The sequence below is a fragment of the Emticicia sp. genome (assembly GCF_043780375.1).
Taxonomy (GTDB): Bacteria; Bacteroidota; Bacteroidia; order Cytophagales; family Spirosomataceae; genus Emticicia.
Genome location: NZ_JAYWCU010000073.1, coordinates 1 through 20,341, shown reverse-complemented (window position 1 = coordinate 20,341; position 20,341 = coordinate 1). Strand labels below are relative to the sequence as shown.

15 protein-coding genes are annotated in these 20,341 nt (G+C 36.4%); 7 read left to right on the top strand and 8 right to left on the bottom strand.

Going from position 1 to position 20,341, the window contains the following annotated elements:
* Positions 1–44: 44 nt before the first annotated feature.
* A complete protein-coding gene (gene prmC, locus ACH2CJ_RS05790) occupies positions 45–965 on the bottom strand; it encodes a peptide chain release factor N(5)-glutamine methyltransferase (protein ID WP_394991301.1) in 921 nt (306 codons plus the stop codon).
* 55 nt (positions 966–1,020) lie between these two features.
* Here prmC and ribD point away from each other — a divergent pair, with 55 nt between their 5' ends.
* The 5 genes from ribD (at position 1,021) to ACH2CJ_RS05765 (ending at position 7,222) form a co-directional block, all read left to right on the top strand.
* On the top strand, positions 1,021–2,013 hold the full coding sequence (gene ribD, locus ACH2CJ_RS05785) for a bifunctional diaminohydroxyphosphoribosylaminopyrimidine deaminase/5-amino-6-(5-phosphoribosylamino)uracil reductase RibD (RefSeq protein WP_394991300.1): 993 nt from the start codon (positions 1,021–1,023) through the stop codon (positions 2,011–2,013).
* A gap of 52 nt (positions 2,014–2,065) precedes the next feature.
* Positions 2,066–2,866 (top strand): pyrroline-5-carboxylate reductase, encoded by an 801-nt coding sequence (gene proC, locus ACH2CJ_RS05780; protein WP_394991299.1) that lies wholly within the window; start codon positions 2,066–2,068, stop codon positions 2,864–2,866.
* Between the two features lie 217 nt (positions 2,867–3,083).
* Positions 3,084–4,547 (top strand): TolC family protein, encoded by a 1,464-nt coding sequence (locus ACH2CJ_RS05775; RefSeq protein WP_394991298.1) that lies wholly within the window; start codon positions 3,084–3,086, stop codon positions 4,545–4,547.
* Positions 4,548–4,666: 119 nt separating this feature from the next.
* Entirely contained in the window at positions 4,667–6,067 is a 1,401-nt protein-coding gene (locus tag ACH2CJ_RS05770) for an efflux RND transporter periplasmic adaptor subunit (protein WP_394991297.1), read from the top strand.
* 168 nt (positions 6,068–6,235) lie between these two features.
* The gene (locus tag ACH2CJ_RS05765) at positions 6,236–7,222 is read left to right on the top strand and encodes an NAD(P)H-dependent glycerol-3-phosphate dehydrogenase (RefSeq protein WP_394991296.1); all 987 of its coding nucleotides are present in this window, start codon (positions 6,236–6,238) and stop codon (positions 7,220–7,222) included.
* A 53-nt stretch (positions 7,223–7,275) separates the two neighbouring features.
* Here the strand turns inward: ACH2CJ_RS05765 and ACH2CJ_RS05760 are convergent, their stop codons facing one another.
* The 3 genes from ACH2CJ_RS05760 to ACH2CJ_RS05750 form a co-directional block, all read right to left on the bottom strand.
* Positions 7,276–10,611 carry a PAS domain S-box protein gene (locus ACH2CJ_RS05760; RefSeq protein ID WP_394991295.1) on the bottom strand — a complete coding sequence of 1,112 codons (3,336 nt, stop codon included), beginning with the start codon at positions 10,609–10,611 and terminating at the stop codon, positions 7,276–7,278.
* Positions 10,612–10,862: 251 nt separating this feature from the next.
* Entirely contained in the window at positions 10,863–12,026 is a 1,164-nt protein-coding gene (locus ACH2CJ_RS05755; protein ID WP_394991294.1) for a DUF1624 domain-containing protein, read from the bottom strand.
* Between the two features lie 125 nt (positions 12,027–12,151).
* Positions 12,152–13,642 carry a catalase gene (locus ACH2CJ_RS05750; RefSeq protein WP_394991293.1) on the bottom strand — a complete coding sequence of 497 codons (1,491 nt, stop codon included), beginning with the start codon at positions 13,640–13,642 and terminating at the stop codon, positions 12,152–12,154.
* Between the two features lie 168 nt (positions 13,643–13,810).
* Here ACH2CJ_RS05750 and ACH2CJ_RS05745 point away from each other — a divergent pair, with 168 nt between their 5' ends.
* Positions 13,811–14,749, top strand: a complete 939-nt coding sequence (locus tag ACH2CJ_RS05745; RefSeq protein WP_394991292.1) for a LysR substrate-binding domain-containing protein — start codon at positions 13,811–13,813, stop codon at positions 14,747–14,749.
* 55 nt (positions 14,750–14,804) lie between these two features.
* Here the strand turns inward: ACH2CJ_RS05745 and ACH2CJ_RS05740 are convergent, their stop codons facing one another.
* From ACH2CJ_RS05740 to ACH2CJ_RS05730, 3 genes are read right to left on the bottom strand one after another with little or no spacing between them, the layout of a single operon-like run.
* Positions 14,805–15,986 (bottom strand): hypothetical protein, encoded by a 1,182-nt coding sequence (locus ACH2CJ_RS05740; protein WP_394991291.1) that lies wholly within the window; start codon positions 15,984–15,986, stop codon positions 14,805–14,807.
* Between the two features lie 9 nt (positions 15,987–15,995).
* Positions 15,996–16,631, bottom strand: a complete 636-nt coding sequence (locus ACH2CJ_RS05735) for a hypothetical protein (RefSeq protein ID WP_394991290.1) — start codon at positions 16,629–16,631, stop codon at positions 15,996–15,998.
* Positions 16,612–17,166, bottom strand: coding sequence for an RNA polymerase sigma factor (locus ACH2CJ_RS05730; RefSeq protein WP_394991289.1), 555 nt, complete (start codon positions 17,164–17,166; stop codon positions 16,612–16,614). Before ACH2CJ_RS05730 ends, ACH2CJ_RS05735 begins: the two co-directional genes overlap by 20 nt.
* A 152-nt stretch (positions 17,167–17,318) precedes the next feature.
* On the opposite strand from ACH2CJ_RS05730, the gene ACH2CJ_RS05725 reads away from it, so the two are divergent.
* Entirely contained in the window at positions 17,319–19,139 is a 1,821-nt protein-coding gene (locus ACH2CJ_RS05725; protein WP_394991287.1) for a CocE/NonD family hydrolase, read from the top strand.
* A gap of 95 nt (positions 19,140–19,234) precedes the next feature.
* On the opposite strand, the gene ACH2CJ_RS05720 is transcribed toward ACH2CJ_RS05725, so the two are convergent.
* Entirely contained in the window at positions 19,235–20,221 is a 987-nt protein-coding gene (locus tag ACH2CJ_RS05720) for a ribonucleotide-diphosphate reductase subunit beta (protein ID WP_394991286.1), read from the bottom strand.
* Between the last annotated feature and the right edge of the window lie 120 nt (positions 20,222–20,341).

Genomic DNA, 20,341 nt, shown 5'->3' with positions numbered 1-20,341 from the left:
TGGAAATTTTAAAACGTGAAGATAAGCAAAAGCCTTACAAACCTTCAATGCTTTTCAATCTTTTTACTTAGCGTTGCTCTTACAAACCTATCTTTTTGATGAATATCTTTCACTATTGCTACGTCTGAAAATCCTTTTTTTAAAAATATTTCTGCAGTTTTATTACCTAATGCTTCATTTATTTCGACTGCCACTAAACCATTGATGGTCAGATTATTATAAGCAAAGTTAGCGATGGCTTCATAAAAAACAAAAGGGTTGCTGTTTTCTACGAAAAGAGCTAAATGTGGCTCAAAATCAATGACGTTTTTTTGCATTAACTCAATTTCTTGCTTCGTAACATAAGGCGGATTGCTAACTATTATATTGAACGAGTAATTATGAGATTGTGTAATTGTATGATTTAAAATATCAATTTTTTCAAAAAACACCTTTGCTTTATTCAATTCAGCGTTTTTTTGTGCCGTTTCGAGGGCTTTTTCGGAAATATCATAAGCAAAAACTTGAAAGTTGGGTAATTCTTTTGCTAATGAAATAGCAATGCAGCCACTTCCTGTGCCAATGTCGAGAATATTTCTGAACGGTTCGCCGTGCGATTCTGAATTCTGAGTGTTGAGTTCTTTTTCGCCCACTGCTACCCGTGGAATATTTTCAATAACCAATTGTACTAATTCTTCGGTTTCGGGTCTTGGAATAAGGACTGAATCATTTACCAAAAATTTTCTTCCGTAAAAATCAGTTTCGCCCAAAATGTATTGAATGGGCTCGTGGTTATTTAATCTTTCAATGATATTTGCCCAATCTATCTGTTTTTCGATAAGTTTGTCGCCCAAAACATCCATTTTCTTCAAACCCAAATAAAATTCCATCAACCAAAAAACAATTTCTTTTGTTTCTTGTGGTTCATACACCGTAATTTGGCGTAGCAAATCATGAAAGAGTTCTTTACTGGATTTTTGAAACATAAAAATGGTTTTTTGCAAAAATATTCACTAATTCACTAATTCGCTAATTCACCCATTGAATACCAACGAAAAATATATGCTCCGTGCCTTACAATTGGGCGAAATTGGTCGAGGCAGCGTAAGCCCTAACCCGATCGTTGGCTGCGTGATTGTGCATAATGACAAAATTATTGGCGAAGGTTGGCACCGAAAATACGGCGATTGTCATGCCGAAGTAAATGCTGTCAATTCAGTTAAAGACAACTCTTTGCTGTCAGCATCAACAGTTTATGTAACGCTCGAACCCTGCTCCCATTTTGGAAAAACGCCGCCTTGTGCCGATTTATTGGTGAAACATCAAGTTAAAAAAGTAGTGATTTGTAATTTCGACCCAAATCCATTGGTAGCAGGAAAAGGCATTGAAAAGTTGCAGAAGGCTGGTATTGAGGTTATTGCAGGAATTTTGGAAGAAAAAGGAAGAGAGTTAAATGCCCGATTTTTTACGGTAATCGAAAAGAATCGTCCCTATATTATTTTGAAATGGGCAGAAACGGCTGACGGTTTTATCGCTGGTGAAAACTTTGAACAAGTTAAAATTAGTAATACTTTATCGCACAAGCTTTCGCACAAATGGCGAAGCGAAGAAGATGCCATTATGGTTGGTACAAATACAGCTTTATACGACAACCCAAAGCTAAGCGTAAGAGAATGGACAGGGAGAAATCCGATAAGAATTGTGATTGATAGGAATAATCGCTTGCCTGCCGCCCCCGATGGGGGAGCTTCCACTCGGGGATTTATTTTAAACTCACCAAACGTAAATTCAATTGTTTCTGAAATTGCTTTTTTAGGGACGGCTGTTGGGTCGGTCATCGTAGAGGGTGGCACAAAACTCCTACAAAGTTTTATTGATGCTCAATTATTTGATGAAGTTAGACTTTTTCGTAGCCAAAAGCAGTTGAAAAAGGGCATTTTAGCACCTATTTTACCGAAAAGTATTAATATCATAGAAAAGAAAAATTTGCGAGGAGATGAATTGACGATTTATAAAAATCTTGTTTCCATGTAATTTCTTTTCAATCTTTGCATATATTTTTCCTCTATTTTATAAAAATTACTTAATGAAAATCGCCATTGTAGGCTGTGGAAATATGGGTATGGCATTTGCCCGCTCATTTTTGCAGTATGACTTAGTAAAAAAAGAAGATTTATTATTAATCGAAAAAAATCAGGAACGTAGTGAGGCTTTACAAACCGCCAAAGAAGGCATGGTTGTAAGCGTCATAAACTCGCAAGTAGCTGACTATGAGCTAATTATACTTTCGGTAAAGCCCCAAGACTTTGCTTCGATGCAAGACGAACTCCGTGCCGTAATTCAACCTCATCAAGTGATTTTATCAATCATGGCGGGGATTCCGATCTCAAAAATTCAGACTGCTCTTGGCCATCAATTGGTTGTACGGGCCATGCCAAATACACCAGCTATGTTGGGTATGGGAATTACAGGCTTTACGTCTTCTCCGGAAGTTGATGCACCCAAACTTCGTAAAGTTGAAAATTTGATTAATGCCACTGGTCGTTCGATTTACTTGGAAGACGAAAGCATGATTGATGCCGTAACAGCCTTGAGCGGAAGCGGGCCTGCTTACTTTTATTATATTGTAAAACACATGATTGAGGCTGGCAAACAAATGGGATTTGATGAAGGAATGGCAAGTTTACTTGTGAAACAAACTATGCTTGGCTCTTATCATTTGATTAATAATGCCGAGCAAAGTCTTGATAACTTAATAAAAGCCGTAGCCTCGAAAGGAGGAACAACCGAAGCTGCTTTGAGAACTTTTGAAGAAAATGAACTATCGGAAGGTTTAATAAAAGGCATTTTGGCAGCCGAAAAAAGAGCAAAAGAATTGTCGAACTAAGTGCTTTTATTAGGCTAAGTGTGGCATGGTTTTGTATCATACCACACTTTTCTTTTTTCAAAATTTTATATCCCCAAAATGCCCTAACCCACCTCCAAACTTCAAAAAAACCGTTTATCCATTTCTTGTAGCAAGCATATACGAATGTTTCGTAAGATTGTTGTATCAAATAAGTTCAATATCGGAGAAGACTTTGAATACAGCATCTTAAATTCTTATGAAATTAGCTAAAATTTTATTTTCAACTTTTTTTCTTGCCAATTCTTTAGTCTTTGCACAGTCTTCTGCTGTGTCGGGAAGTGGCAATAGTGGCGACAAAGTTACTTTGCAAGATGCCATTGATTTCGCATTGCGGAATAACCTTTCTATCAAGCAAAACAACCTCCAAGTTGAGCAAGGAATTAATACGCTTGATCAATCGAAATGGGCAAAGTATCCAACGCTCAACGGCGGCACTAACTTCAATCTCTTTTCAGGAAGGAACATCAATCCTTATACCAATGGTATTATAACAAATACTGTTGGCTCTAATGGTTTTGGTTTGAATAGTGGTGTAATACTCTTTGATGGTTATCAAACCCGCAATGGCATTGCTTTAAATCAACTCAATTTGGAAGCATCTCAGCTTGATTTGCAAAACATGAAAAATCAGATTACACTAAATATCGTTGTGGGTTATCTGAATGTACTTTCGCAGCAAGACTTGCTTTCTATTTCCCAACGTCAATTGGAAGTTACTCAGATTCAGTTGGAGCGTAGCCAAAAATTGGTCAATGCAGGTTCATTGCCCGAAACCAATCTTTTCGATATAAAAGCTCAATTAGCCAATGATGAACTAAACGTTGTTAATGCTGAAAATGCTATTATTTCAGCAAAATTGACTTTAAAACAACTAATGAATACTGGTGCTGACCGAGATATTGAACTTGTAAGGGTAGAAGTTCCAAACCCGAGCATACAGGCATATCCTGCAACTCCTGCACAAATTTACGAAATTGCACAAGGTTTTTTGGCAGACGTACAAGCGGCAGATATGCGAGTAAAAGCTTCTCAAAAATCGGTTGATATTGCCAAAGGCTTAAAAATGCCGACTGTTTCGGCAAGTGCAAGTTTCAATTCTTCTTTTTCAACTGCGGCTGAAAATGTAAACGTTACCCAAAAAATAGTAGAGCAAGAAGCTGGCTATGTAAATGTAGCCAATATTCGTTATCCTGTTTTTGCTTATGTGCCTACATCTGTCGCTTCAAGAGAGAAAATTGCATATTTTCGTCAATTGGGAGGCAATGGAAACGCTTCTTTAGGGTTGAATGTAAGGATTCCGATTTTTAATGGATATAGCACTAAATTTCGTCTAACAACTGCTCAAATTCAACAAAAACAAAGCGAAGTTCAAGCTGATAATGTACGTTTACGCCTTCGTCAAGATATTGAGCTGGCTTATGTAAACATGACAAATGCAGCCAAACGTTTTTCGGCACTTGGCAACCAAGTAAGAGCTTTGGAAGAATCGTTTAGAGCGGCCGAAGCAAGATTTAATGTTGGTGCGTTGAATGCCTTAGATTATAATATTTCAAAAACTAACCTTGATCGTGCAAGAGCCAATCAGATTCAAGCAAAATATGATTACGTTTTCCGAATCAAAATATTAGACTATTATCAAAATAGACCGCTTACTTTTTAATTTTCAATGATAGAATGCGTGAATGATAAATTAAATTATTCATTAAATATTCTTTTCACATTTTTATAAAACTATCGTCAGTCTTCAGTTGACTACCGACTAAAAAATTACTTTTTTCAATGAAAAAATCAAATAGACTCTGGTGGATTTTGGGTGGCGTAGTTGCCCTATTAGTTATATTTATATTTGTAGCAAAATCGCAAGGTTGGATTGGTAAAGAAAAGCCAACTGAAGTAGATTTTGTAAAAGTTGGTAAGTCCGACATCACCGAAACTGTTTCAGCATCAGGTAAAATTCAACCCGAAATCGAAGTCAAAATTACGCCTGATGTTCCTGGTGAAATCATTGGCTTATACGTAAAAGAAGGCGATTCTGTCAAAAAAGGACAGCTATTGCTTAAAATCAAGCCCGAAAACTATTTGTCGGTTGTTGAGCGTTCGGAAGCGGTGGTGAACCAAACCAAAGCAGGTGCCGAACAATCTAAATCAGTGCAAGCACAATCAGAAGTTCGCTTGTTGAAGGCACAACAAGAATATAATCGTCAAAAGAGGTTGTTTGATGATAGAGTAATTTCGACTTCTGACATGGAATTGGCGGAAACTAATTTGAAAGTTGCGAAACAAGAAATTGAGTCGGCAAAAGCAAATGTTGAGGCTGCAAACTTTAATATTAGAAGTGCCGAAGCAGGTTTGAAAGATGCCAAAACAAACTTATACAAAACAACCGTATATGCTCCGATGAATGGAATTGTGTCGAAATTGGCAATCGAATTGGGCGAGCGTGTAGTTGGAACTTCGCAAATGTCGGGTACAGAAATGCTTCGTATTGCCAACTTAAACAACATGGAAGTACGTATAAATGTAAACGAAAATGACATCGTGCGAGTAAGTTTAGGCGATACCGCCATAATTGACGTAGATTCTTACGCCATGACAAATAAAAAATTTAAAGGAATTGTAACCGAAATTGCAAACACGGCGAATGGTTCGGGCAGTGCATTATCTTCTGCTTCAACCGATGCTGTAACAGAGTTTGAAGTAAGAATCAAAATTTTGCCAGAATCATACCGTGATTTAATTGACAGAAAAGCAAGAAAAGTATATCCGTTTAAACCTGGAATGACCGCTACCGTGGACATCGTAACTGAGAAAAAAATAGGTGTAAAAAGTGTACCAATTGCTGCTGTAACAACTCGTGGTGATAAAGATGAAGTAAAAACAGACAACAACAATGGGCCTGATAATCAAGCAACTACAACCGCAGAACCAAAATCAACAGCTAAGAAAGACAAGCCTAAAGAAGTAGTTTTTGTACATGACAAAGATAAAGTAAAAATGCGTGAAGTGAAAACTGGCATTACAGACACAGCCGCAGGTACAATTGAGATAATTGATGGTTTGAAAGAAGGAGAAGAAATTGTATCTGGTCCATTTATTGCAGTATCAAAAAAATTGAAGGATGGAGATATTGTAATGAAGAAAATAGAGAAAAAAGACGACAAAGAGAAGAAGAAAGAGTAAATAGTTGATTGTTTTCAGTAGGCATTGTATTCAGTAAAATAGTTTTAAGGGCTAATAAAAGTATAAAAAAGAGTTTGTCGAGAGGCAAGCTCTTTTTTTATTCAGCTCTTTTAATTTACTTAGCATAATAAAAGTATAGAATCAACAAATTGAATGTATTGAGGATTTATGAAAATTACAGTTATCGGCGGAGGAAGTTGGGCGACAGCAATCATAAAAATATTGTGTGAAGGAAATGTGCATATAAAATGGTGGATGAGAAATGTAGAAGATGCCGAACATATAAAAAAACATCATCACAACCGAAATTATTTGAGTAGTGTAGAGATTCACCCTTCTAAAGTAAAACCTTACACAAATCTCAAAGAAGCCCTTCGTGTAACAGATTGGGTGGTGCTGGCAGTACCCGCCGCTTTCGTATCTGATGCACTCAAATCGCTATCTATCAGTAATTTAGCTGATAAAAAAATCATTTCTGCAATCAAAGGAATGATTCCTGAAAGCAACCAATTAGTAACCGATTGGCTTGCCGACAACTACCAAGTTTCGCACCAAAACATGGGCATTATTGCTGGCCCTTGCCATGCCGAAGAGGTAGCTTTAGAAAAACAATCGTACTTGACAATTGCTTCGCCAAACATGGATTTGGCAAACGATTTTGCAGATTTGATGCGTTGCCGATATGTCAGCACTTCGCCTTTGGCAGATATTTATGGCGTAGAATATGCCGCCGTCATGAAAAATATTATAGCATTGGCATGCGGAATTACGCACGGACTGGGCGGTGGAGATAATTTTCAGGCAGTGATGGTGTCTAATGCCATGCAGGAAATAAAACGAGTTGTTGATATAATTGCCCCAATGGAACGTGATCTAAGTGCATCGGCATATTTGGGCGATTTACTGGTAACGGCTTACTCGCAATTTAGTCGAAATCGAACTTTTGGAAATATGATTGGTCGAGGGTACGGCGTTCGAGCTGCTCAGTTGGAAATGAACATGATTGCCGAAGGTTATTATGCAGTAAAGTGTATTTTTGAAATGATGCAACAATACGATGTAGCAATGCCAATCACCAACTTTGCCTACCAAATTTTATACAAAAATGCTTATTTGAAGAAAGAATTTGAGGATTTGAAGGAAAAGTTGAAGTAAAAATTGATGATTTATCGAACGAAATAGGGAATATTATTTCGCACATTTTCAACTCAAATTACGGTTCTATATATTTCTTTAAAATCTGCGAATTCTTTTTCTAAAACCGCCATTCCTTCTAAGAAATGCGTCAAATCGCCTGTTTTTGAAGGCACTTCTATTTTTTCGGTAATTTCGTGGATGCGTGCCAAACCTATTGTACCAGAGTTTCCCTTCAAGGTATGCAATTCGCTTTGAATCGTTTTTACATTATCAGGGTATGCTTTTTTTGAATTCTGAATTTGCTCTTCGGCTTCACGTTCAAAATCTTCAAAAACCGAAATCATTGTTTCATCACCAACCATTTCTCGAAGCTGATTCACCACTTCCATATCAAAAATTGGCAGGTTTGAGTTTATAGTAAAAGATTCCTCATCGAAGTGTGGGTCGCCTAAATCCTTTCCTGTGGAGAGGGTTTGAACTCCCTTCTCTTGTGGTGCAGGGTTGGGAATGAGGTTTATCACCTTTGGGTCGCTGACCAACTCTCTTACTTTTTGTACCAAAATAGCTGCACGAATAGGCTTTGGCACGTAGTCGTCCATGCCTTCGCTCAAAAATCTTTCACGGTCATGTTGCATCGAGTAGGCAGTCATGGCAACCACTTTTGGGAGTGCGTTTCCATATAGTTCTCGTAGTTTTTTGGTTGTTTCTATGCCATCCATTTCGGGCATTTGAATATCCATAAAAATCAGGTCGAAGTGTCCATTATTTGCACCAAAAACCTCAATGGCTTTTGCACCACTATCTGCCGTAATCACCTGACAGCCAGACTTATTTAAGATTTCGGAAGCTACTTTTCTGTTTACTTGGTTGTCATCAACCAATAAAATTTTTGGTGAATAAACCTTGAAAAAATCGGTTAATCTTATCTCAGATTCGCCATTTTCAGAAACATTTGGGCTAATCGTTGTTGAGCGAACTTCAATAGTAAACCAAAACGTACTTCCTTGTCCATGACCCGATGTTACGCCCATTTCGCCATGCATCAAGCGGCAAAGTTCTCGTGAAATGGCAAGACCTAAGCCTGTTCCACCAAATGATTTTTTGGTAGAATTATCTACTTGTTGGAAAGCTCCAAATAATAATTTTTGGTCTTCTTCCGAAATTCCAATACCCGAATCTGTTATTTCGCCTTTCAGTACATGAATTTTTCCATTAGAAGAAATCTTTGATAATGAAATTGTTACAGTTCCATTTTCGGTAAATTTTAAGGCATTTGAGGTAAGATTAGAGAAAACTTGTAACAATCGAGTTTGGTCGGCAATCAGATAGGCAGGAACATCATCGGCAATTTTATAAATCAATTTATTGTTTTTTTCAATTGCTCGCTGGCGGAAAAGACCAACTAATCGCTCTAAAATTTCTTTGATGTCGAGCGGGGCATTGTGCAAATCCATTTTTCCTGCTTCAATTTTAGATAAATCTAAAATATCATTCAAGATTGTAAGCAGTGTTTCTGACGATTTCTTGATGGTTTGAACATAATCTTTTTGTTCAGGATTAAGAGGCGTTTCGTACATCAAGTCAATCATGCCAATTACGCCATTCATCGGTGTACGAATCTCGTGGCTCATATTTGCCAAGAAACGCTCTTTTACTTTCAATGAGCGTTCGGCTTCATCTTTGGCTATCAATAACTCTTCGGCAGATTTTTTCAATTCCGAAATATCACGGGCAACTCCTTCAACCTCCACAGGAATACCTTTGGAATCTTTTATCATGCGGATATTAAGCATAAACTGGCGAAGTTCCCCATCTTTTCGCTTCACAATTACCTCAAAATTAGTAATACTGCCCGATTTTAATAAACCTTTGATATTTTTGGAACTATCAACGGCATTTTCAAAAAATTTATCAACTTTATTGCCCATCACTTCTTCTACGCTATAACCCGTATGTGTAAGCACCGAAGGCGAAATCATGCTGATATTTCCTGCTAAATCGGTGCGGTAATAAATATCAATAAATGACTCGATGGTATCTCGAAACTTCTGCTCACTTTTTTGAAGCGTAATTGTTGAGTTCTTCTTATCTGTAATATTTTGTGCAATGCCCGAAACTTCTTCTACTTGTCCACTTTCTGACGATAAAATAGGATTGAAATAAAACTCATACCAATCATCTCCACCATCAATATTTCCCCAGTGCATTTCAAAATACTGAGGTTCACCCCTAAATGCGGCATTGTATTTTTCTCGCAGTACTGGGCGGTCTTCTGGTGAAATTAATTTCCAACCTAATTTTTCGGTGCTTGAATTGATTTCTGGTGGAACACCGAGATTTATTCTAATTAAATCGACATAGTTTCTATTGAACGAACTTAGTTGGCGTTTTTGGTTTACTGTCCAGATTAAGTGTGAGCTACTATCAAAAACTGCATTCAATCGAGAGGTTTGGCGAAGCGAATCTTCTTCTTTTTGTTTCCTAACTAATGCTACAGCTACTTGTCCAGAAACGAATTCTAACAACTCTAAGTCTCTGATATTGAACTTGTTACGGTCGCTATATGACTTTACGCCGATCACACCCGTGGTGCGTTCGCCCACGTGCAATGGCACACAAAGCATCACTTCGGGAAGCGATGAACCATAGAAATAAATCTTGTCAACTTCAACTAATTTCTTAATGTCTTCACTTGATAAAAAGAGTGGTTTATTTTGTACCATAGAATATTCTACGATACCGTTTCCGAGTTTTCGACGGTGATAATTTTCTTCGGTTTCCGAATATTCGTCAATAAAATATGGAAAATTAATCGTGCCTGCTTCAGGTTCAAAAAGTGCTACAAAAAAATTATTTGCCAACATATTTTTCTGCAATTCGATATGAACTTGTGTCAGAAATTCTTGAAGATTTGGTGTATTTAAGTTGAGTTGGGCAATGGTATAATATAATTGCTGGGCTTTTTCGGCACGTCGGCGTTGTGTAATATCTCGAAATAAGCAACGGAAAGCAACTGCTTTTCCATTCTCAAAACGGCAACTAATATCGCCCGAAAGATAAACACGTTTACCTTCCTTGTTTCGTATAACTGTCTGATAATCAATTGTTTGATCACCTTCTTTTATTCTTTGGAGAGTTTCTAAAGTATCATCAGCAAACTGAGGATGCAACATATCTTTCAAAGAAAGATGCGATAATTCGGTATCTGAATAACCAAAGACTTCTCGAAAAGCAGCATTTACAAATAAAAAACGCCCACTTAATGATAATAGCATGATGATTTCAGAGGTATTATCAACCAAATCTTGAAGTTGGTCAATACCTTTTTGTTGCTCTGTTTGAGCAAGTTGAAATTCCAATTTTTCGATTTCAAATAAAAGCTCTTCAGTCGATTTTTCGGTCAGCATACTTGTGTTTATGAATAGATTTGCGGGGTAAATATAGGGAAAAAGAGGGTAGGTTTCCTATAAAAATTTGGGTGCATTTACTGTTTCAAACTACAATTTAACAAAGAAACTATTCATAGAAAATAGGGTTTATTATGTTTGCTAAATCAAGAAAACTTCACTATTTGCATTGATTGAGCAAAACAACAAAAAGATAATAGCCCAATTGACAAACTAAAAACCACTTTTTTTCTTATTCATAGCCCGATTCTTTATAAGTATTTTAGCCATTTATTATCTGTATGTTTGGCTTTATATTTTCCGTACCACAAGCACAAAGGATACATAATTATAATTACACCCAGCCAAATGGCATAAATAACAGGAAGTTCGAAACCTTCACCAACTTGTGGTCGCCCAAAACTAAAAGGAGCAAAATTCAAGTCTTTCCAGCCAAATCCCTGTGTAAAAAGCATCACTAACATTAAGCTATGAACCAAATACCAATGAATTAAATAGTAAAACAAAGGTACTTTTCCGTAAACAGAAAATATATCAATGAGCTTATTTTTCATGCCATCAACCAACCACAAAACCAAAAACATGATACCCAAAGTAACCAATGTATATAAAAGCGAAGGCGGATATTTTGTAACATTAATAAAAGAAAAGAACGTAAAAAGCGGCGTTTTTTGGGCAGCCCACTTAACGGGGTCTCCATAAATATTGATAAATCGGAGTAAGACAAACAACAATAATGAGCCTAAGCCAAATTGTAAAAACAGTCTTTTCCTTTTTTCGGGAGGAATTGCAAAAAAATGCCCAAAACCATAGCCTAAAAGTAAAATCCCTAACCACGGGATGATTGGATAACTCACCAAAAAAGCAAAATTAGGTGTAATTTGGAAAAAATTCGGGGCAAAAAACACTGATGAAACAAAATTTAATGAAGGATTTTGCGAAAAACTGATTCCCTGTAAGAGATTATGGCTAAAAATAATGCCCAAACCAGCGATTCCGATATTTCGTGGTGAGATTTTTAGTAGAAACGAAAGTACAACAAAACCAGCACCAATGGCACAAATAACTTGCATCATTAAAGTACGGAAATGGATGTCAAACCAAAGAGCAAAATTGATGATTGTAAACTCAAGAATAATGAGCCAAATACCCCTGCTAAGTAAAAAACGCTTACTTTCTGCCAAATTATTGCTGTTTTTTAAGGAAATATACGCCGAAGCTCCTGATAAAAATACAAATGTGGGGGCACATAAATGAGTTATCCAGCGAGTTAAGAAAATACCTGCGGTGGTAGTGGTTAAATCCGTAGGGTTTTGAGTCAGAGAATTTATGTGCATAAGGTCTCTTGTGTGGTCTAATGCCATAATGACCATAACTAAGCCTCTTACAAAGTCAATAGAGTTGATTCGTCTCATAATATAGCAGGTTATTTTAGGCAGGAATAGCTTTTCAAAAGCAAATAACAAAAAAAACGCAGAATTACCAAAGATTGATAATTCTGCGTTTTTAGGATACTTATACTAAAACGAAATTTTAATTATTATGCGTGAGCCATCATATTATCGCCTACTGTTACACCCAAACCTTGAGCTACCGCCATTCCTAAACCAATATCGGCACGGAAGAAATGACAAAGTTGACGGTTAATGATAACGTCACGTTTTGGGCCAGAAATCCCACTCATTGCTCCAACAATATTTGCAACTGTATTTTTGCGTTCTTGGTCAGTCATTACTTTTCTGAACAATATTCCTGGCTGCGTATAGTGGTCGTTTTCTCCCTCAGCGTTGCGGTCGTACCAACCTGCAATAGTTGAATCAAGTTCCATTGCTGGTTCTTTATAACTTTCGTCAGCTACGATGTCATCAAAGCTATTTGGAAAATAATTTGGTGAATCTTCCCCATTACCATTTACAGCCATCAAGCCATCACGTTGGTAATTATTTACGGCAAACGGGCAACGATTTACTGGAATTTGTTCGTAGTTTGAACCCAAACGGTAGCGTTGAGCATCAGGATACGACAACAAACGTCCTTGCAACATACGGTCTGGTGAGTAGCTAATACCATCAACAACGTGTGCTGGTGCGAAAGCTGATTGCTCAACTTCGGCAAAATAATTTGATGGAATTTGATTCAACTCAATTGTACCAACTTCAATCAAAGGAAAATCTCCTTGAGGCCAAACTTTTGTCAAGTCGAAAGGATTGAATGGAAAATCTTTGGCTTCTGTTTCAGTCATTACTTGAATTTTCATTGCCCAAGTTGGGAAATCTTTGTTTCCGATTGCCTCAACTAAATCACGTTGTGCATGGTCGGGGTCAATTCCTCTCATTTCATTTGCTTCAGCACCCGTAAAGTTTTTGATTCCTTGTTGGGTTTTGAAATGAAATTTTACCCAAACTCGCTCATTATCAGCATTAATCATCGAAAAAGTATGACTACCAAAACCATGCAAATTGCGTAAAGATGCTGGTGTACCACGGTCTGACATTAATATCATCACTTGGTGCAAACTTTCAGGATTCAAACTCCAAAAATCCCACATCATAGTTGGGCTTTTCAAGTTTGTTTTGGGGTCACGCTTTTGGGTATGAATAAAATCACCAAATTTCTTTGGGTCTTTCACAAAAAACACAGGCGTATTGTTTCCTACTAAGTCCCAGTTTCCATCTTCTGTATAGAATTTCAAAGCAAAACCACGTGGGTCACGCTCACTATCGGCACTTCCTTTTTCGCCACCCACAGTCGAGAAACGCAATAAAATTTTACATTCGTTGCCTATTTTGCTAAAAATTTTTGCTCGAGTATAATTCGTAATATCGTGCGTAACAGTCAGTTTTCCAAAAGCTCCTGTGCCTTTAGCATGAACTACTCTTTCGGGCAGACGTTCACGGTTGAAATGTGCCATTTTTTCGTGCAGAATAAAATCTTGCAACAAAACAGGGCCTCTTGCTCCAACTGTCATGGTATTTTCATTTTCTGAATATGGCTTACCTGATGCAGTGGTCAATTTTTTGATGTCGCTCATGTTTTTGGTTATTTAAGAACTTGATTAATCAATAGAATAAAACTTTTCACAAAATTGATCAATTTTACTTGTTAAATCAAACTGATATTTCTTATCTTTACATAGATATAATCTATATTACAATTAGATAATATAGATTTCAGCGTTGTTCACTCTTAATTCTAAAAAATGAACCTCCAACAATTAGAATACATTGTAGCGGTTGATAAATATCGACATTTTTTGAAAGCCGCAAATGCTTGTTTTGTTACGCAAGCCACATTGAGCATGATGATTAAGAAATTGGAGGAAGAATTAGAGATAATTATCTTCGACCGTAGCAAACAGCCAGTTGTACCAACCGAAACAGGCAAGGGGATTATTGCCCAAGCTCAAATAATCTTAAAAGAGACATCTTATTTGAAGCAACTCGCTCATGACACAAAATTGGAGGTTAAAGGACAAATCAGAATTGGCATTATTCCAACGCTTGCTCCTTATTTACTGCCCTTGTTTTTGTATAATTTACTCAAAAACAATCCTCAACTAAAAGTAAAAGTGAGCGAGCTGAATACTAATCAGATTACTGAACAGTTGGCAAAAGATTTGTTGGATGTAGGAATTTTGGCTACGCCCACTCATACTGAAGGCATAAAAGAATATCCACTTTTTCATGAAAAATTAGTCGTTTTTGTGTCTGATAAAGAATCTACGCTCAAGAAAAAATTTATTCTTCCCGAAGATATTGACGTAAATCGCTTGTGGTTATTGGAAGAAGGGCATTGTTTACGCTCACAAATGATGAATTTATGCGAATTACGTAAGAAAAATACCGATTTCGGTAATCTCGAATACGAAGCAGGAAGTATAGAATCGCTACTAAAAATAGTAGAAATGAATAAGGGAATAACCATTGTGCCAGAATTGGCAGTGATTAATTTTGATGCAAAACAAAAAAAACAAATTCGAGAATTTAAAGCTCCCGTACCCGTGCGAGAAATAAGTTTGGTAACATATCGGCATTTTGTGAAAACCAAACTATTGGAGGTTTTGGCAGAAGAAATAAAGGCTGGAGTTGAGCAATTTATTCCGCAGCGAAACGGGAAACAGTTTGTAGTAGAAATATAAACTAAACATGACATTCCCAACAGGCATGTCATGTTTGTTTTACTGCTTCAAAATTTTAGAAACCAAAAGAAATGCGAAAGCCCAGTCCACTTCCAGAAATAAACTTTTCTTGAGTTCGATTATATGCAGGCAAGCTAATTTCTGGTTGAATTCGTATTAAAGGTGTTAGTTGATACCAACCCAAAAGTTTTGTATTAAAAACCCGTTCCTTTGTATTTAAGTCTTCAAATCTATTAAATCCAACAAATATTCCTCCTTTAAATTGAGTTATATTATTTTTTCTTTGATAAAAAGTAACGCCAGTGAAGAAAGAGGGATTAACCGCTACTAATGATTTGTCGTTGATATTAGAAAAGCCTTGTACTCCTAAAGCGAATCCCTTTTTATAGTATTTGCTTGACGCAATATCAAAAGCTATTGTTATTGAATTTTGGACTTGTCCTTTAACCACTCCCATTCCAATATCAGCATGAAAATTAATAAAATCAAACAAAGCATTTCCCTTTGTCTTACTTCTTATTTTCTGATTCATTACATCATTTTCTATATCTACCGATTTCCACGGATAAGTATTTTTTCTCTCCGCTTCTGCTCTTTCGGCAGTTTCGGCAATGGCTTGGTTGATGTTGGTTTCTAAAACTTCCTCAACATCATCAATAGTGTTGAGATTGAACAAAAAAGTATGCTCTTCATAAGTTTTAAAAACTCGATTATAAGATTTTACTAATTTGTTGGTAGCTTCATTCTCAAAATTAACTAAAACAAGTGTATCTTGTTTTAAACGTACTAATTCAACCTCTTTGCCAAACTGAAAAACTTCTTTTTTCGGAAAATACTGAATGTCGATAATTGCTTTTCGATTGACATTTTTGTTTTTGCCAAAATAGGTAATTTTCTTGACCATATTTTTATTGACAGTACCACGAATCATTGAATAATCGTTCCAGAAATTTCGTAAGAGCGAATCTGTGTTTTGCTTCAATTCATATTTTGTATCTCCTTGATAGTTAATCAATAAGCGATTTTTATTGCCAAAGTCAATAACAAGATGATTGATATTTTTCTTAACTTCTTCGTTAAAATATATATCTGATTTTCGAAAAAAATCATAGACTAAAATAGGCGGTCTAATTCCCTCTAAAACTCTCAAAGTATCATAGCCCACTTTCTTTTTTTGACAAAAAGCCTGGACTGCAATGCCCAAAATGAGCATCGAAATAATTAATAATTTTTTCATGATTTTTGTTTATTGTGTTCTGATGGAAGGTGTTTTTATGATTTCGTTATTATAGGTTTTTGTTTGAATTGTGCCAATAGTTGCAAACTGAATCTTGAATCTTGTCTGCTTAAAAGGAGCATCTTCTTGTTTTGATATTTCGTTGATATGCACAGTTTTGAAATTCATTTTAGGCTTTTTCTCAAAAGCAATATTTGATTGAAAAGCGAGCGAATCAGGCAGTTTATTGCTATTTTTGTTTAAAAAAACAACGTTTTTTAATGCAATGCTTTCTACACGAAAATCTAATTTTTGAGAAATAGTTGTTTTGTTGTTCTTGAAACTTGGTATTTTTGGGTGCTTTTCTAAATTGACGTTTTTGATTCTCTTTTCAGTTATAACTGGCGTAATTATTGTTTTTAAATGCACTACCGCAGTTGGCGTATGCAATAGGCCCTTATCTTCTGGTAAAATCCACCAACTCACCAATGCTACCAAACACGCCGCTACAGGCATGACCCAATACCAAACAAAACGCTTAGGTTTTCGTAAATCTTGCTGTATGTTTCTCCAAAGCAACGTTTCGTCAAAAGCTACACTTTCAGGTAATGTTTCTTGTATATTTTCGATTTTTCGCTTGAAAAAATCATCTATATTTTTTTCCATAATCGTATCCTCGTTTTTGTAATTCAATTTGCAAAATCAATCGTGCTTTGTGCAGTTGTGTTTTTGAAGTATTCTCGCTGATTTTGAGTTTTTCGGCAATTTCATGGTGACTAAATCCTTCAATGGCGAAGAGGTTAAAAACCGTTCGGTAGCCAACTGGTAAATTCAAAATTAGCGTATAAATTTCCTCTTTATCAATGTTTTCATAAAAACTGAAATTGCTAATAGGCTCATTATCAGCTATTTCTTCCAATGAAACCATGCTGAATTGCTTTTGCCGTAGAAACATCAAACATTCGTTCACCATTACTTTTTTCAAGTATGGTTCAATCGAATTTTCGCTTCGGTACTCAATTTTATCAACCGAACGGAAAAATTTCAAAAAACCATTCATCAATAATTCCTGAGCATCTTCTTCTACTTTTATATACCGCACACACAATCGGAACATTCGCTTCACAAACGTATCATAGACACGCTTCTGCACAAATGGGTCTTGTTTTTTCAGTGCTGCGATAAGTTGTTGTTCTTGCATGAAATCAGTTTTGGAGTGCTTCCAATGGTATATATGCACAAAAACATTGAAAGGTTGTCTGTGCTGTTATATTTTTAAATAAAAACTGTTCTTCAAATTACAAATGATAGTTATATTTAGAAATATTTTCAGAACAATTACTCAACAAATACATGAAAAAACATTTTCTACTCTTATTATTTATGCTTAATTGCTCAGTTTTTGTTTTTGCACAAACAGAAATTGTAGCTTATGACAAAACTACCGCCATGATTCCGATGCGAGATGGCGTGAAATTATTTACGACTATCATCACCCCAAAAAATAGTAATAGTGCCGTACCGATTTTGATGATACGCACACCGTACAGTGCCGAGCGAGGAGATGATTTTGATATTTTGAAGTGGTCTTATGTAGCCAATATGGCAAAAGAAGGCTATATTTTTATTATTCAAGATTGTAGAGGTAAATATAAGAGTGAAGGTAAAATGGAAATTCATAGTCCGCTAACACACGCTCAGAAACCTGGGAGTGTTGATGAAAGTACCGATACTTATGACTCGATTGATTGGCTTACAAAAAATGTAAAGAATAATAATGGTAAGGTTGGTTTATTGGGTATTTCGTATCCTGGTTGGTTGGCTTTGGTCGGAGCGGTTGACCCGCATCCTGCTTTAAAGACATCATCTGAACAGGCCTGCATGAGTGATTTGTTTTTGGGAGATGATTTTCATCACAATGGAGCGTTCAGATTGAGTTATGGTATGGAATATACTTACGAAATTGAGCATGAAAAATCGGGTAGCACGTTTCCTTTTCCACAATATGATTTATATGATTGGTATTTAAAATTAGGTTCTTTGAAAAACGTCAACGATAAGTATTTTCATAACCAGATTCCGACATGGAATAATTTTATAAAACACCCAAATTATGACGAGTTTTGGAAGAAAAACTCCACGCTTGATTATGTGAGCAAAGCTCAAGTACCAATGCTGCACGTGGGAGGTTACTACGACCAAGAAGACCTCATGGGGCCACAATTGATGTATAGTCACATGGAGAAAAAAGACAAAGCCAATCAAAATTATATATGTTTGGGCCCATGGAATCATGGACAATGGTCGAGAGATAATGCCGAAAGTTTGGGTAAAATTGAGTTTGGGAGCAATACCGCCGCATGGTTTCAAACTTTGCAGAAAAAATGGTTTGATTATTACCTTAAAGGTATTGGCGATGGCAAATTCGATGAAGCAAATGCTTTTCAGACAGGAAGCAACCAATGGAAAAGCTACCAATCGTGGCCTCCCAAAGAAGCAACAATTCAAAAATTATATGCTTCGGCCGATAATACTTGTTCTTTTACAAAACCAACAAAAATAGGTTCGGTGAGCTATACCAGCGACCCAGCCAAACCTGTGCCTTACCGCACACAACCGATTGAAATGACTTATGGTGAAGGAAGCCGTTGGAATAGTTGGCACACCGAAGACCAACGCTTTGTTTATTCAAGACCCGACGTGATTAGTTTTAGAGGCGATACGCTCACCGAAGATTTGACGGTTACAGGTAAGATTATTGCTCATTTAATGGCAAGTACTACTGGTACTGATGCCGATTGGGTTGTAAAGCTTATTGACGAATATCCAGCTTTTGATAGTAAAAACCTTCAAATGAGTGGTTTTCAACTGCCAGTAGCAATGGAGGTTTTTAGAGGACGTTTTCATAAAAGTTTTACAAATCCAAGCCCTTTAATACCCAATAAGCCCGAAGAATTTACGATTGATTTGCACGAAATTAATCACACTTTCAAGAAAGGACACCGCCTGATTATTCAAGTACAAAGTACATGGTTTCCCGTGATTGACCGCAACCCACAGAAATTTGTAACCAATATTTTTGAAGCAAAAGACTCAGATTTTATCAAAGCCCAACACAAAATTTATTGTTCGCCCAATATGGCTACTTATGTAGAATTACCTGTAATGAAGTGATTTCTATTGAAGAAAAAATATTTTTTGTGAAATTAAAAAAGGCTGTAAACTATTGATATTCAATAATTTACAGCCTTTTTTTAATCAAAATCAAATCAAAATTCCTCATCAAGCGAGAAAGCCATATCGCTTTTTTGCGACATAACGCCCGACTTTTGATATTCACCTACACGCTTTTCAAAGAAATTGGTTTTGCCTTGTAGCGAAATCATGTCCATGAAGTCAAACGGATTAACAGCATTATAAGTTTTATCCAAACCAAGTGATTCTAATAAATGGTCGGCCACAAACTCAATGTATTGACACATCAGTTCAGCGTTCATACCAATCAACGAAACGGGTAAGGCATCAGTTACAAATTCTTTTTCTATATCGACAGCATCACGAACCAATCCGTAAATTTTATCGGCAGGGTATTTATTTTGAATATGTTGTGTATAAAGCAAGCAAGCAAAGTCACGGTGCAAGCCTTCATCACGAGAGATAAGTTCGTTCGAAAACGTAAGCCCTGGCATCAAGCCACGTTTTTTCATCCAAAATATTGAACAGAACGAGCCAGAGAAGAAAATGCCTTCTACAACGGCAAATGCTAACAAACGGTCAATAAAGTTGCCATTATCAATCCATTTCAAAGCCCAGTCTGCTTTTTTCTTCACGCATGGAATGTGGTCAACTGCATTGAGCATTTTATCACGTTCAACAGGATCTTTAATATAAGTATCAATCAGTAAAGAGTAAGTTTCAGAGTGAATATTTTCCATCATAATTTGGAAACCGTAGAAACATTTTGCCTCGGCATACTGAATGCGAGAGATGAAATTTACAGCTAAATTTTCATTCACAATACCATCAGAAGCAGCAAAAAAGGCTAAAACGTGCGAAATAAAGTGACGCTCCCCATCGTTCAAATTTTTCCAATCTTGAAGGTCAGGCGAAAGGTCAATTTCTTCGGCAGTCCAAAAGGACGCTTCGTGTTTTTTATAAAACTGCCAAATGTCGTCGTGTTCAATAGGAAAAAGCACGAAACGGGTTTTATCCTCAATCAAGAGAGGCTCGACTTGCATTAATTCAGCGTCGGTCATAAAAGTTTTGTTTGGAGGTTATTAAGCACTTAATTAAAAGTAATCGTGTATTTGTGTTTTACTTGTGATAGAATCTCATCAACCGCATTTTTGATGGTATCAGCAGTTTTATAATGCTCA

Bases quoted from the DNA above. Each gene is read 5' to 3' on its own strand.
- ACH2CJ_RS05730 (WP_394991289.1), bottom strand. From the start codon at position 17,166: ATGCAAGAACAACAACTTATCGCAGCACTGAAAAAACAAGACCCATTT.
- ACH2CJ_RS05775 (WP_394991298.1), top strand. From the start codon at position 3,084: ATGAAATTAGCTAAAATTTTATTTTCAACTTTTTTTCTTGCCAATTCT.
- ACH2CJ_RS05735 (WP_394991290.1), bottom strand. From the start codon at position 16,631: ATGGAAAAAAATATAGATGATTTTTTCAAGCGAAAAATCGAAAATATA.
- prmC (WP_394991301.1), bottom strand. From the start codon at position 965: ATGTTTCAAAAATCCAGTAAAGAACTCTTTCATGATTTGCTACGCCAA.
- proC (WP_394991299.1), top strand. From the start codon at position 2,066: ATGAAAATCGCCATTGTAGGCTGTGGAAATATGGGTATGGCATTTGCC.
- ACH2CJ_RS05725 (WP_394991287.1), top strand. From the start codon at position 17,319: ATGAAAAAACATTTTCTACTCTTATTATTTATGCTTAATTGCTCAGTT.
- ACH2CJ_RS05750 (WP_394991293.1), bottom strand. From the start codon at position 13,642: ATGAGCGACATCAAAAAATTGACCACTGCATCAGGTAAGCCATATTCA.
- ACH2CJ_RS05755 (WP_394991294.1), bottom strand. From the start codon at position 12,026: ATGAGACGAATCAACTCTATTGACTTTGTAAGAGGCTTAGTTATGGTC.
- ACH2CJ_RS05720 (WP_394991286.1), bottom strand. From the start codon at position 20,221: ATGACCGACGCTGAATTAATGCAAGTCGAGCCTCTCTTGATTGAGGAT.
- ACH2CJ_RS05740 (WP_394991291.1), bottom strand. From the start codon at position 15,986: ATGAAAAAATTATTAATTATTTCGATGCTCATTTTGGGCATTGCAGTC.
- ACH2CJ_RS05760 (WP_394991295.1), bottom strand. From the start codon at position 10,611: ATGCTGACCGAAAAATCGACTGAAGAGCTTTTATTTGAAATCGAAAAA.
- ACH2CJ_RS05765 (WP_394991296.1), top strand. From the start codon at position 6,236: ATGAAAATTACAGTTATCGGCGGAGGAAGTTGGGCGACAGCAATCATA.
- ACH2CJ_RS05745 (WP_394991292.1), top strand. From the start codon at position 13,811: ATGAACCTCCAACAATTAGAATACATTGTAGCGGTTGATAAATATCGA.
- ACH2CJ_RS05770 (WP_394991297.1), top strand. From the start codon at position 4,667: ATGAAAAAATCAAATAGACTCTGGTGGATTTTGGGTGGCGTAGTTGCC.